This window comes from Deefgea chitinilytica (genome assembly GCF_016881405.1).
Classification (GTDB): Bacteria; Pseudomonadota; Gammaproteobacteria; order Burkholderiales; family Chitinibacteraceae; genus Deefgea; species Deefgea chitinilytica.
In genome coordinates this window covers 15,641-28,770 of record NZ_WOFE01000008.1, presented here as the reverse complement: position 1 = coordinate 28,770, position 13,130 = coordinate 15,641, and the positions used below count along the sequence as shown (strand labels likewise).

Genomic DNA, 13,130 nt, shown 5'->3' with positions numbered 1-13,130 from the left:
ACTTCTACTGAACTAAGAAGTCAGACTACAATCTGCTGATTATCCCCTAATTCTCCCTCAGGATGGAACGTATGAAAATTGCGAATAATGTCACTGAACTCATCGGCCGCACACCGCTGGTTAAACTCAACCGTGTTACCGAAGGGTGCGTAGCGACCTTGGTCGCCAAGCTGGAATACATGAATCCATCGCATTCGGTCAAAGACCGGATCGCGGTCAGCATGATTGATGCGGCCGAAGCCGCAGGTAAAATCGGCCATGATACGGTGATTGTTGAGCCGACTTCAGGTAATACCGGGATTGGCTTAGCAATGGTCTGCGCGGCGCGTGGTTACAAACTCGTGCTGACGATGCCAGAAACCATGTCCAAAGAACGTCGTGCACTGCTACGCGGCTACGGCGCAGAACTGATTCTTACCCCTGGCCCAGATGGTATGGGCGGCGCGATTGCCAAAGCCAAAGCACTGGCCGAAGAGCACGCCAATTATTTCATGCCACAACAATTTGAAAACCCAGCCAATCCAGAAATTCACCGCAACACCACCGCCGTTGAATTATGGGAAGACACCGACGGGCAAATTGATATTTTGATTGCTGGCGTTGGCACTGGCGGTACGATTACTGGGGTTGCTGAAGTACTCAAAGCAAAAAAACCATCGTTCCAAGCGATTGCCATTGAGCCGGATGCCAGCCCTGTTCTCAGCGGCGGAGCCAAAGGCCCGCATCCGATTCAAGGGATCGGTGCTGGCTTTGTGCCAGCCGTGCTCAACACCCAAATTTATGATGAAGTGATCCGGGTTAGCAACGATGACGCGTTTGCAACGGCGCGTTTGCTAGCAACGCAAGAAGGGATTTTGTGCGGGATTTCCGCCGGCGCGGCAACTTGGGCGGCTATTCAAGTTGCAAAACGCCCTGAAAATGCGGGCAAACTGATTGCAATCATTATTCCATCATTTGGCGAACGCTATTTGTCGACTAAACTATTTGAAGGTTTAGCAGACTAAGCAAGAAAAGGTATGGCGCTGTAGCCATTACATATAAATAGCCACAGCGCCATACCCATCAAAAACCATCAACACGCTCGCTATCTTCACGCCAATTACTAACATCGCGAAACACCAATACCGCGCCTAATGTACGGTTATTTTCATCGCGAATTCTGGCGGCACTTTCCTCAATTTGGAAATGTAAACCCAGTTTATTGAGCAGCACACTGCGCCGCGCCCCTTGATTATCCGCCCCACCTTGCAAAGAAGCGGTGACCAAATTGGCTAAAGGTAAACGATTTTTAACGTCGACCGACTGATACACCGCGCCCAAATATTGCCCACGCGCCATCTCTAATTCCCAGCCGAGCAAAGCAGATGCCACCGGATTGATATAATCAATGCGTCCGTTCACATCGGTCGTCAGCACGCCATCAGCAATCGACTCCAAGGTCGCCAGCGCCCGTTGACGCTCCTCCAGCAAGGCCGCTTGCGCGTTACGCACGCTAGTAACATTGCGCCCAACGCCACGGTAGCCTAAAAACGAGCCATCCGCCGCAAAAATGGGGCGTCCAGACACGCTAAAATACAAAATCTGATTATTTAAGAACACCTGATATTCAAAATCACGGTACGGCAGCTGAGAGGCCAAAATATGACGATGCGCATCCCACTGCGCCTCGCTTAATCCCCCAGAACCTAACTCCCAACGACATTTGCCAATAAATATCGCCGGATTCACATCCAAGTCAGCAAAAAAGCCACCAGAAACATAGGTAAAGCGCGCTTGAGCATCTTGCTCCCAGAACCAGTCACTGGAAACTTCAACCAATTCGCTCAATCGATTCAATTTATATTCCAATTCCTGTGTCAGCGCCGCGCCAGAACTGATATCGCGGGCATGGATTACATTGCCAACCCAATCCAAATCTTGATTACGCAGTGGTTTGATCATCACATCGTATTGCCGCACAACACCATCACGATCAAGGTGTTGCTGACTCAATTGCACCGGCATTGTCAAATTAGCCAGCTCGGCAGCATCAAACAGAAAACTGCGCTCCCCCACTTGCCGCTGCTCTGACAGAGCAAAACGCTGCTCGGCCAAACTATTGGCATAAATCACAGCGCCACTACGGTCACGCAACACCAAGGGGTCGCTGACCGCATCAAGCATCGACCGACTTTGACGCTCAAAACTCATGCGCTGAATAGATTCTCGCCCTTGCACGGCCAATTCAAGCACGCGCTGACGCTGTGATAAACGTTGAAAAACTAAGGCCAAAACCGCGCTTAACACCGTCCCCAGCAAAGCCAAGACCAACATCAAGCGTTGCTCAGAGGGCAATAACCCGCCTTGCACATTAATAAACTCTAAACGCCATTGTCGACCTAGAACATTTAATAATTGATGATCGACAGCGTCCGCTGCGCTGAGGACAGTCGGCCATTGTTTTGAGCTGAACAAGATCGTGCCCGCCGCTTTGGCAGCCATGTCATTTGCCCCCTGATCGATTAAACGCAAGGCAAAGCCAGCCATCTGCGCTTCACGCTGAACGCCGCTTAACAACTCACTTAATTTGAACCACGCAACGGCACTGCCCAGATAACTATTTTGTAATAACTCTGGATTGGGCTGCTCAAACAGCGTTTGATAGATCGGCAAAAAGAGCGCATACACATCCCCTTGCGGCATGCCGTTGAGCTGGATTGGCGAGGCCCAAGCCAATCCAGTGCCCTGCGCGGAAGTGAAACCCGCTCGAATGTCCACCGCTTGCGCAACGTCCTGACCCAGCCATTGCGCGGAACTTCGATTCAGCGGACTGACCATTTCCAACACCTGCGCTAAAGGCGAAGTGGTTTGCACATTAAATTTAGAGTAAAACCCCGCCCCAAAATCCATATCCGCACGACGCGCCAAAACATATTGTTCCAGCTCTAGCTCAGACACCGGGCGAATAAAACCAATCGCGAAAATAGCAGGCGTTCGCAGGGGAAAATTACTATTGAGCACCAACTGATTAAACGAGCTTCGCGACAAATTAGGCTGAGCGATCAATGCCGCCTGAATCTGACGCAAGATGGCTTCTTTTTGCAACAATTTAGCCGTAAGCTGCTGCGCTATTGCGTATTGCAGCTGATGTTCTCGCTGCGCTTTTAGGGATGCCAATTGCCCGTACCACAAGCCCATCAAGGCAGTGGTGAGCAATAGTCCAGTGCAAAAAATAAGAATCGCGACTCGGAAACGTTGAAAGTAGTGCATCGCAGGCAGAGTACTCAAAATAGAAGACAAAAAGACGCCCCACCGTGAATCGGTTGACATTGAATATGTGTGCACGCTGGAACGGAAACGCAAGAAAACAACCGGCCTGCATAGCCCATACGCTAGTAGCAAACGCTAACTGAGCATCACCCAGCGACACGCTTGCCCCTTATCTCAGGGCAAAATCCGCACCAACACGACTCACAAATCCAACACCAACAACCTCTCAATACGGTGAGGCGATATGCTGTGCCTACTATAGAATGGAATAAGCTAAAAAGCTGTTTCGCGCAGCGATTCGTTGCTTTTTAAGCCACTCGCTCTTATCAACTAACTAATCCCTTCCCAAAAACAACTGATAAGCCAAGTTTTGCGTTTCGATCCAATACGGATAAGCCAAACGAGTTAAAAAGGCATTAAATTCAGCATCATCCGCGGGAGGAACTTGTATCCCGACCAGCACACGGCCGTAATCTGCGCCATGATTGCGATAATGGAATAAAGAAATGTTCCAGTTGTCACTCATTCCATTTAAGAAGTTCAGCAAAGCACCTGGGCGTTCAGGGAATTCAAATCGAATCAAGCGCTCATTCACCGCTTGCGGGGCATGCCCCCCCACCAGATGGCGAATGTGCAATTTGGCCAATTCATTATCGGTGAGATCCACTGCGGCCAATTGATGCTCAGCCAACTTACCAATCAAATCGGCAACCTCTGAACGATGCTGAATCGATAAGCCCACAAATACATGCGCTTCAGTGTCTTTTGCATAGCGATAATTAAATTCGGTCACATTGCGCGCGCCGATTAAACTGCAAAAAGTCCGGAAGCTGCCAGGTTGTTCCGGCACCGTTACGACCATAATCGCTTCGCGCTGCTCACCCATTTCCGCCTGCTCAGCGACATAGCGCAGGCGATCAAAGTTCATATTCGCGCCCGATGCAATCGCGATCAAAGTCTGATCTTGTACGCCTTCACGTGCTGCCCACGCTTTCATCCCCGCAATGGCCAAAGCACCGGCAGGCTCTAAAATCGAGCGATTATCTTCAAACACGTCCTTAATTGCAGCGCACATCGCGTCGGTATCGACCAAAATCACGTCATCAACAAATTCTTGAGACAAACGGAAAGTCTCTTCACCGACTTGCTTAACCGCGACCCCATCAGCAAAAATACCCACTTGCGGCAAGGTAATCCGCTCACCCAGTTTGAGCGATAAATACATCGCATTAGCGTCAGTCGGCTCAACACCAATCACCTTCACCTCAGGACGCAAACGTTTGATATAGGCCGCCATCCCCGCCAACAAGCCACCGCCACCGACCGGAATAAAAATAGCGTGAATATCGTTGGGGTGCTGACGCAAAATTTCCATCGCCACCGTGCCCTGCCCCGCAATCACATCAGGATCATCGTAGGGATGAACAAACGTGGCGCCCGACTGCGCTGCGAGCTTCATTGCATGCTCATAGCAATCGGAGTATGAGTCGCCAATCAAGACAACCTCTGCCCCGCGGCGAGATACGGCATCCACTTTAATTCTTGGTGCCGTAGCTGGCATCACAATCGTTGCACGACATTTCAAATGCTGCGCAGCCAATGCAACACCTTGGGCGTGATTGCCGGCAGAGGCGGCAATCACGCCGCGCTCGAGATCCGCTCGTGAGAGCTGCACCATTTTGTTATATGCACCTCGAATCTTGAATGAGAACACGGGCTGCATATCTTCGCGCTTGAAATAAACCGTGTTACCCATACGGCGCGACAAATTCGGAGCGTGCTCAAGAGGCGACTCAATCGCTACATCATAGACGCGCGCTGACAATGTTCGTTCGAGATAGTCTTTATTCATTCAGAGTGGCCTTTGTTTAATCACACAATACTTAAGCGAGTAGTAATGTGCTTATTACACACGACAAAAAGGGCGATGCCAACGGCAATCGCCCATTCTAACCGTAAAAACCTTTATTTACTTAGGGTCTGTTGACATTTGCTTTGCCACACGGGTTTGTACTAAGCCAAGCGCTGTCACCACGAGAATGCGGAAACCGCATCCCCACTACACAGCAACGTCATCCAAGCCCAACAGCCGCGCAAGATTAAGCATCACAGTCGCGATAAGCTAAACGAATTTCCTCCAACTTCGGTAAACAGCGGAAAAATGCCGCAACGACAGCAGGATCAAAATGATTACCCGAACCGGCCTGTATCGTCTCTAATACTTTTTCCCTAGACCATGGCGGCTTATAGCAACGCGCATGCGCTAAAGCATCATAGACGTCGGCCAAGGCAATAATTCGCCCAGCGATGTGGATTTCTTCACCTTTGAGCTTGCGTGGATAACCGCTGCCATCCCATTTTTCATGATGCTGGTGCGCAATAATCGCCGCCATTTTGAGAATCCGTGGCTTAGACTCTTTCAGCATGTCGTAACCCAACTGCGCATGCGTATCCATCACGGCACGTTCTTGCTCATCCAAAATGCCCGGTTTATTCAGCACTAGATCAGGAATCCCCACTTTGCCAATATCATGCAAAGGACTGGCAGTGCGGATAATTTCAGCTTCCTCTTCATCCATTCCCAATTCAATCGCCAAGGCATATGAAAACTCGGCCATCCGATGAATATGCTTGCCGGTGTCTTTGGACCGGTTTTCGATGACTTCAGATAGCTGATAAATAATGCTGCGTTGCGTGTCTTCGATCTCTTTATTGAGCATCAAATTTTCATAGGCAATTGCGACATTCTTGCAGAATAAATCAATTAGATCAGCATCAGGATGAGAGAGTGCAACTGGGCCATCAATGATCAATAAATTCAACGCACCATGTGGAGCCTGGAAAAAGCCGACAAAATGATCAGGGGCAAACACACTTTGCCGTTTACTTAATGCTTCATCAATTGTCGGACGCAAGCGTGCTAAATCTGCCTCTGCCAACGATTGACCACAGTAAGCTTGGTATCCGCCTGTTGCATACATTACCTTCATATTATCGCTATCACTAAGCGCGGCTAAACCACCACTCACGACGACATACAGTGCATCTTGTTCAAAAAACAATAACGCTTGCAGCTGCTCTAATACACCTTGCGCGAACTTCAGCACCGACTGCTGCTTGAAAATCGTCGTCGACGCATCAACCACTTTAATCAAGCCACGACGATTGGCTTCAAGCTGACGACGCTGATGTTCAATCAACATAATGTCGTTATACGAACGCAGTGTGCCTAGCACTGCGGTATATAATTTATCTCGTGTTAATTCGGTTTTAGCTTTGTAGTCATTGATATCGTAATTTTCAATCACATGCCGCTCTGGTGCCACGCCTGGCTGCCCAGTGCGCAAAATAATTCGAATATGATGATTCTGCAGTTTTTCTCGGATATCACGTGCAACATTCAGGCCTGCGTCCTCTGTCTCCATAACCACATCGAGCAGCACCAGCGCAATATCATCGCGTGTTGCCAACAAATCTAAAGCTTCATTCCCTGAGTAACACGACAAAATATTCAATGGTCGTTTCAAAAAATCGATATTCGATAAAGCCAGTTTGGTCACATGATGAATATCGGGCTCATCGTCCACCACGAGTACATGCCAAGGCTCAACATGCAGGCTAGACAAGGAATCAGTATCATCCTCAAGCCAATTGTCATCATCAATCATTGCGCCCCCTTAATGAATCCATTCATGCAGCATCCCTTTGACCTGCCACATCATTTGGTGTTTTTATTTACGCGCATCAGACGCTGTTAATCCACATACAGCGAGCGCTGCCTTGAGCATACAACGCGTCATGTATAAGCCTAGTCAAAATTTTTAAAATTGCACCTCCGAAATAGCAGGCAAATTCACTAGCAACTGTCGTCATGAGTTTTATGTTTGCGCTAAAGCACATTTTTCAGCCAATCAAGGCACGGCAGGCGCAGCATAGTCTGCTATGTCAGGCTGTCGTCACGCAGGGTGGCTTGGCGAGCATAAACTGCTGCTCCAAATACTCGCGCAGCAAGCACCCTTTAAAAAAGAACTGCTTGCCCCGATGTACCTTGTAACCTGTATGAGATTGGAAAATTGATGACCCAAATGACTCCGCAAGAAATCGTTCACGAACTCGACAAGCATATTGTTGGCCAAGCTGCGGCTAAAAAAGCGGTGGCCATTGCGCTGAGAAATCGCTGGCGCCGCCAGCAGGTCGCTGAACCCTTACGCAGTGAAATCACGCCCAAAAACATTCTAATGATTGGTCCAACCGGCGTCGGTAAAACCGAAATTGCCCGTCGTTTGGCGAAACTATCGGATGCGCCGTTTATTAAAGTCGAAGCCACTAAATTCACCGAAGTGGGCTATGTCGGCAAAGATGTAGACAGCATTATTCGCGATTTAATGGAAATCGCGATCAAACAATTTCGCGATAGCGCCATCAGCAAAAATCGTAACCGCGCCGAAGATGCGGCAGAAAACCGCATTCTCGACGTATTACTCCCCCCGCCAACACCAAGCTATGGCGAGGTCAACGGCGAAGACAGCATGAGTGAAACGCGGCAAAAATTCCGTAAGATGCTGCGCGAAGGCAAATTCGACGACAAAGAAATCGAAATCGACGTTGCTGCGCACGCACCGACGATGGAAGTATTTGCGCCACCGGGCATGGAAGACTTCTCCAGCCAGATTCAAAATATGTTCAAAGGCGCGATGGGCGACAAGAAAAAATCGCAGAAAATGAAAGTGCCCGATGCCCTAAAAATGCTGATCGACGAAGAAGCCGCCAAATTAGTCAACGATGACGACACCAAAGCCGAGGCATTACGTGCTGTCGAGCAACATGGCATTGTATTTATCGATGAAATTGACAAGGTCACCACCCGCTCCGAAGGTCAAGGCGGTGAAGTATCACGCCAAGGCGTACAACGTGACCTGCTGCCATTAGTCGAAGGCACCACGGTGACGACCAAATACGGCATGGTCAAAACCGACCATATTTTATTTATCGCCAGCGGTGCGTTTCATCTAGCCAAACCATCGGATTTAATCCCTGAACTGCAAGGCCGTTTCCCGATTCGCGTCGAGCTCAATTCGCTGACGGTTGATGATTTTGCGACCATTCTCACTGGCACTGATGCTTGCCTCTCCAAGCAATATCAAGCCTTGCTCGCAACTGAAGACGTGGAATTAATCTACACCGAAGACGGTATCCGCCGCCTAGCGGAAATGGCGTGGCATGTGAATGAATCGACCGAAAACATCGGCGCGCGCCGTTTGTATACGGTGATGGAGCGATTGCTAGAAGAGGTTTCATTTGCGGCCAAACGCGGCACGGTGACGATTGACGCTGATTTTGTCAGCAGCAAGCTAGCGAGCGTTACCAGCAATCAAGATTTAGCACGCTTTATGCTCTAAGCAAGGAGGGCTGTTGAGATTCAGATGATCACCCAATTCGGTACATTCAGTCTCAACAGCCCAGATATATTTAGCAGGTATATTCTTAGAATCTTTGAATTCAAAAGATTAGATAAGAATACCCTTAGATCAAAAACTCACCGCCAAACCCACACCAACCCCAGATACATTCGGACCAAACATATAACGCGCCACCAAGCGTGTACGTGTCACAATCACCGAATAAGCACTTGAATCCAGCTCTAAACCCAAACACACGGTCGACAAATAGTCAAAACTCGCCAAGATGGATTGAGTCAGAGCCATTGCAAACGCCTAAGTAAAAAACTGAAGATAACATCAACCAACGATGCCACTTATTACAGCAGCATTCAGAACACCAAACGCCAACACTCCCACGCAGAAAAAATTCTAGCCGTCAGAATTTGACCGCCATCAACAACACAGCATTGTGTGCAGCAAACCAATAAAAAACACCATATATTGTGTTTATTCGTAAATAGCAACACATCCAGCGACCTGAGTCACGAATCAGTTAGCCGACAAAGCATGACCGTATCTAATGCTAATCGTTAGATTGACTAAGGTAGTACGCCATACCCCGCATCATGGCTAAAGTTCTCACCGCAGCTGGCAAGTACGGCAGAGCACAGTGACAACGGATGTTGAGTACCTAATGAGCCAATTGGGGCGAGCGTAGCGAACTCGCCCACTTTTTGCGAAGCAGCGGAACTGAGTTGCACGCCAATCGGCGTCAAAACGAATCGATTAACTCGTCAAGGAAACCAGACCACCATGCTCAAAGTGATTAAACGTGACGGAGCAAAAGCCGCTTATGACAGCGCCAAAATCTACGAAGCCTGCCGCCGCGCCGCCACTGCTGCCCGTTATCCTGAGCCTGAGCTACTTGCCGAACAAATCACCAATGCTGTTGAAGACGAATGCCGTCGCCTGAATGAAGCCGACCTGTTCAACAAAACCCCCTCCGTGCTGGATATTCCAACCATTCAACAACTGGTTGAAGACGCTTTGATGCAGGAATACCCAGAAGTTGCGCGTGTATATATACAATATCGTTTCGAACGAGATCGCATTCGCGCGCAAGGCTCTGAGTTGCATGCGAAATTGATGGGCTTGGTCAACAAAACCGATATTGAAGCAACATCAGAAAACGCCAATAAAGACGCCAATGTGTTTCCAGTGATGCGCGACTTGATGGCAGGGATTGTATCGAAACAATTTGCCAGCACGTTTTTACCGAAAGACATCCTTGAAGCCCACAACAGTGGCGATATTCATTTTCACGATTTAGATTATTCGCCCTTCCTGCCGTTCACCAACTGCTGCCTCGTCGACCTGAAAGGCATGCTGAAAAATGGCTTTCGCTTGGGTAATGCCAAAATTGAAAGCCCGAAATCAGTTGGCGTCGCTTGCGCCGTCACCGCGCAAATCATCGCGCAAGTCGCTAGCCACCAATACGGCGGCACGACAATTCCGAATATCGACCAAACACTTGCGCCATATGTGCTCAAGAGTTATGAAAAAAACCTCGCGATTGCCGCCGAATATCAAATCCCTGACGCAGAACGTTACGCCAAAGAGCGCACCGAAAAAGAAGCCTACGACGGCATTCAAGCCTGCGAATACGAAATCAACACGCTATTTAGCTCGAACGGCCAACAACCCTTTGTGACTTTCTCGTTTGGCATGGGCACCAGCTGGGCCGAACGCATCATTCAGCAATCGATTTTGCGGGTACGCATCAAAGGCCTCGGCAAGGAAGGCACCACGCCAGTGTTCCCGAAACTAGTGTTTTTCATCGACGAGGGCATCAACCTCAAACCAACTGATCCGAATTACGACATCAAACAGCTCGCGCTTGAGTGCACCTCAAAACGCATGTACCCCGACATCATCTCGGCCAAGCTCAATCGCCAGATTACTGGTGCCAGCGTTCCAGTCTCGCCGATGGGCTGCCGCAGCTTTTTATCCACTTGGCATGATGAACATGGCGTAGAGCAACTCGATGGTCGGAATAATCTCGGAGTGGTGAGCCTGAATCTGCCGCGCATCGCGATTCAAGCGCAAGGCGATCCAGCACGCTTTCACGACATTCTGCAAGAACGCCTCGACATCTGCTTCCGAGCCTTGTACCTGCGTATTCAACGGCTCGAAGGCGTCAAAGCGAATGTAGCGCCAATTTTATATATGGAAGGCGCTTTCGGCATTCGCCTCAAATCCGATGACGAGATTATGAATATCTTTAAAAACGGGCGCGCCTCGATTTCACTCGGCTACATCGGCCTACATGAAGTCGGCACATTACTGTTTGGCAACCATCCCGCGCAAAATGCTACTGCACGCGAGTTTTTACACCAAGTAATCGCCACCATGAGCGAAACGACCAAACGCTGGAAAGACGAAACCGGATTTGGCTTTTCGCTGTACTCAACACCGAGCGAGTCACTGTGCCATCGCTTTTGCAAACTCGACCAAGCGCAATTTGGCACCATTGCCGAAGTAACCGACAAAGGCTACTACACCAACTCCTTCCACTTGGACGTGCTACGCAAAGTTAATCCGTTTGAAAAAATCGACTTTGAAACGGGCTACGCTGAACTAGCTAGCGGTGGGCATATTACCTATGTCGAATTACCCAATATGCAGCACAATCTCGTCGCCCTTGAGCGCATTTGGGACTATGCCGTCACAAAAGTGCCGTATTTCGGCACTAATACGCCAGTTGACGTCTGCGGTGCATGCGGCTTTATGGGCGAAACCCTCGCCACCGCAGCCGGATTCACCTGCCCCGACTGCGGCAACAGCGACAGCGCTACGCTATCAGTCACCCGCCGCGTCTGCGGCTATCTGGGCAGCCCCAATGCACGGCCATTTAACGCTGGGAAACAAAAAGAAGTGATGCGCCGCGTGAAGCATTTTGCGGCGCCCCAACCAAGCACTGGGTATATCGCCAAAATCAATAATAAACAACATCAAGAGAGCAATACCCTAGAAACCTACGCTACTGTATGAACTACGACCGCTACTACACCCACGATCTTGTGAATGGCGAAGGCATCCGAGTGACGCTTTTTGTCACTGGCTGCACGCACGCCTGCGCTGGCTGCTACAACGAATCGACGTGGGATAGAAAAGCAGGCTTACCTTTTACGGCACAAATTGAACAAGAATTGTTAGACGCCTGCGAAAATCACGATGGTCTGAGCCTCTCCGGCGGCGACCCCCTCCACCCCGCCAACCGCAGCGCCATCCTCAAGCTCTGCCAAGCCTTCAAACAACGTTATCCAAGCAAGAATATTTGGCTATGGACCGGATATGTGTATGAAGAAATCGCTGAGCTAGACATCCTTCACTACGTTGATGTGCTAATTGATGGGAAATATGAGCAAGATCAGCCCACTAGCCTGCCATGGAGGGGGTCTGCCAACCAACGGCGATACCAATTAAACATCTTAAATCAGTAGGTTACACAATATAACCATACAAAAAGTTAAAAAATATATAAACCAATTCAAACTCTGGCACACATCCTGCTTATACTAAACAGGCAAGCACCTCACCCATAACAGGAGTTTCGAAAATGAAAAAATTACAAAAAGGTTTTACACTGATTGAGCTAATGATCGTGGTAGCGATTATTGGTATCTTGGCTGCAATTGCAATCCCTCAATTCGCTGAATACCGTGCAAAAGCAAATGATGCTTCTGCACAATCAGACGTTAAAAATGGCTTGACTGTTTTAGTTGCTGGCCAAAAATAATTAACACTTGGAGAACTACCATGAAAAAAAGCCTTACAATTCTAGCACTCGCACTTGGCTTCTCTACTGCTTTTACAGTCGCCGGTACAGAAGTTAAAGATGGTATAGTAAAAAAAGATGACTGCAAGCTACTTGAAAATGATGCAAAAATCATCTTATCAAAAAATGTTTCTGCTGCATTTGCTTGCGATGAAGCTGCCGCTACAATTACATTCGGAACATGCAGTAGCTCTGGTAGCCGTGGACCAGCTAAGTTTAAATGTTCAAATAGTGCAGCCCCTAATGAGACTCCAAAATGGAATATTGAAGGATGCACTGAGGAAGGTAAAGAAATCGAAGTTACTGGCTATAAAGGGTTTACCTTATCTAGCAAGGGTGGTTCTATGGGCGCGATTGAGTTTCCAAAACCATGTTCTGGTGCAGATTTAGCAGGCGCAGTTAAATAAGTAAATTTGCGATGATTGTCAGATGAACTTTGTCTACTGGCATGAATCGCTACCACGGCCACAGCAATCACTAATATCTATCAACGTAGTACATACTTTAGATCTCTAAAAAGGAATCATCATGAGAAACCTAGGGTTTACCTTGATAGAACTAATGATTGTTGTGGCTATTATTGCTATTCTAGCTTCAATTGCTATCCCACAATTTAGTGAATTGAGAGCAAAAAGTAATGACTCAAGCGCACAAACAGACCT

10 protein-coding genes and 2 pseudogenes are annotated in these 13,130 nt (G+C 48.6%); 7 read left to right on the top strand and 5 right to left on the bottom strand.

What is annotated here, in order from left to right:
• Window positions 1–71 precede the first annotated feature (71 nt).
• Window positions 72–1,004, top strand: a complete 933-nt coding sequence (gene cysK / locus GM173_RS13235; protein WP_203571860.1) for a cysteine synthase A — start codon at window positions 72–74, stop codon at window positions 1,002–1,004.
• 58 nt (window positions 1,005–1,062) lie between these two features.
• On the opposite strand, the gene GM173_RS13230 is transcribed toward cysK, so the two are convergent.
• The 3 genes from GM173_RS13230 to GM173_RS13220 all read right to left on the bottom strand — a co-directional run bounded on the left by GM173_RS13230 (window position 1,063) and on the right by GM173_RS13220 (window position 6,917).
• Entirely contained in the window at window positions 1,063–3,279 is a 2,217-nt protein-coding gene (locus GM173_RS13230; protein ID WP_203571859.1) for a PAS domain-containing protein, read from the bottom strand.
• A 304-nt stretch (window positions 3,280–3,583) separates the two neighbouring features.
• On the bottom strand, window positions 3,584–5,101 hold the full coding sequence (gene ilvA / locus GM173_RS13225; protein WP_203571858.1) for a threonine ammonia-lyase, biosynthetic: 1,518 nt from the start codon (window positions 5,099–5,101) through the stop codon (window positions 3,584–3,586).
• 247 nt (window positions 5,102–5,348) lie between these two features.
• Window positions 5,349–6,917: a response regulator gene (locus GM173_RS13220; protein WP_203571857.1), complete on the bottom strand. Its 1,569-nt coding sequence runs from the start codon at window positions 6,915–6,917 to the stop codon at window positions 5,349–5,351.
• Window positions 6,918–7,325: 408 nt separating this feature from the next.
• Here GM173_RS13220 and hslU point away from each other — a divergent pair, with 408 nt between their 5' ends.
• Window positions 7,326–8,648, top strand: coding sequence for an ATP-dependent protease ATPase subunit HslU (gene hslU / locus GM173_RS13215; protein ID WP_239078523.1), 1,323 nt, complete (start codon window positions 7,326–7,328; stop codon window positions 8,646–8,648).
• Window positions 8,649–8,777: 129 nt separating this feature from the next.
• On the opposite strand, the gene GM173_RS13210 is transcribed toward hslU, so the two are convergent.
• Complete coding sequence (locus tag GM173_RS13210; RefSeq protein WP_203571856.1) at window positions 8,778–8,954, bottom strand: hypothetical protein; 177 nt, start codon at window positions 8,952–8,954, stop codon at window positions 8,778–8,780.
• Window positions 8,955–9,229: 275 nt separating this feature from the next.
• Entirely contained in the window at window positions 9,230–9,391 is a 162-nt protein-coding gene (locus GM173_RS13205) for a hypothetical protein (protein WP_203571855.1), read from the bottom strand.
• Window positions 9,392–9,443: 52 nt separating this feature from the next.
• Between GM173_RS13205 and nrdD the strand changes: the two genes are divergently transcribed.
• From nrdD to GM173_RS16425, 5 genes and pseudogenes are all read left to right on the top strand, one after another.
• Entirely contained in the window at window positions 9,444–11,681 is a 2,238-nt protein-coding gene (nrdD, locus tag GM173_RS13200) for an anaerobic ribonucleoside-triphosphate reductase (protein ID WP_203571854.1), read from the top strand.
• Window positions 11,678–12,133 (top strand): anaerobic ribonucleoside-triphosphate reductase activating protein, encoded by a 456-nt coding sequence (gene nrdG / locus GM173_RS13195; protein ID WP_203571853.1) that lies wholly within the window; start codon window positions 11,678–11,680, stop codon window positions 12,131–12,133. Before nrdD ends, nrdG begins: the two co-directional genes overlap by 4 nt.
• A gap of 116 nt (window positions 12,134–12,249) precedes the next feature.
• Window positions 12,250–12,337: pseudogene (locus tag GM173_RS16055) on the top strand (prepilin-type N-terminal cleavage/methylation domain-containing protein); the annotation flags it as partial.
• Between the two features lie 112 nt (window positions 12,338–12,449).
• On the top strand, window positions 12,450–12,875 hold the full coding sequence (locus tag GM173_RS13185; RefSeq protein ID WP_203571851.1) for a hypothetical protein: 426 nt from the start codon (window positions 12,450–12,452) through the stop codon (window positions 12,873–12,875).
• A gap of 121 nt (window positions 12,876–12,996) precedes the next feature.
• Window positions 12,997–13,084: pseudogene (locus tag GM173_RS16425) on the top strand (prepilin-type N-terminal cleavage/methylation domain-containing protein); the annotation flags it as partial.
• Window positions 13,085–13,130 lie beyond the last annotated feature (46 nt).

What these genes read in the sequence shown, in the direction of transcription:
- cysK (WP_203571860.1), top strand. Translation starts at nt 72, where the DNA reads ATGAAAATTGCGAATAATGTCACTGAACTCATCGGCCGCACACCGCTG.
- ilvA (WP_203571858.1), bottom strand. Translation starts at nt 5,101, where the DNA reads ATGAATAAAGACTATCTCGAACGAACATTGTCAGCGCGCGTCTATGAT.
- GM173_RS13220 (WP_203571857.1), bottom strand. Translation starts at nt 6,917, where the DNA reads ATGATTGATGATGACAATTGGCTTGAGGATGATACTGATTCCTTGTCT.
- hslU (WP_239078523.1), top strand. Translation starts at nt 7,326, where the DNA reads ATGACCCAAATGACTCCGCAAGAAATCGTTCACGAACTCGACAAGCAT.
- GM173_RS13210 (WP_203571856.1), bottom strand. Translation starts at nt 8,954, where the DNA reads ATGGCTCTGACTCAATCCATCTTGGCGAGTTTTGACTATTTGTCGACC.
- nrdD (WP_203571854.1), top strand. Translation starts at nt 9,444, where the DNA reads ATGCTCAAAGTGATTAAACGTGACGGAGCAAAAGCCGCTTATGACAGC.
- nrdG (WP_203571853.1), top strand. Translation starts at nt 11,678, where the DNA reads ATGAACTACGACCGCTACTACACCCACGATCTTGTGAATGGCGAAGGC.
- GM173_RS13185 (WP_203571851.1), top strand. Translation starts at nt 12,450, where the DNA reads ATGAAAAAAAGCCTTACAATTCTAGCACTCGCACTTGGCTTCTCTACT.